Annotated in this window: 1 protein-coding gene; it reads right to left on the reverse strand. The window is 54.0% G+C overall.

Translation table 11 applies throughout. The features are described 5' to 3' along the window. A partial coding sequence (locus tag HFD99_RS25330; RefSeq protein ID WP_167441110.1) for an amino acid adenylation domain-containing protein occupies positions 1 to 235 on the reverse strand: 235 nt, incomplete at both ends.

The following is a 235-nucleotide window of genomic DNA, read 5'->3' on the forward strand; positions in this document are numbered from 1 at the left end:
GGGACTTGCGGTCGATTTTGCCGTTCGGTGTCAGCGGCATCTGCTCCAACCAGATGAAATACGACGGCACCATATAGCTGGGCAGCGCTTGTCCCAGCTTTTGTCTCAGCTCATTAGCTCCAAGCTCTTGACTTGCCACGTAGTACGCCACTAACAATGTTTGACCTGTTTCGTCCGTGCGGGCCATGATGACTGCTTCTTGTACGGACTCCACCTGCAGCAGCTGCGATTCGAT

The sequence above is a fragment of the Paenibacillus sp. EKM301P genome (assembly GCF_011800295.1).
GTDB classification, from domain to species: Bacteria; Bacillota; Bacilli; order Paenibacillales; family Paenibacillaceae; genus Paenibacillus; species Paenibacillus polymyxa.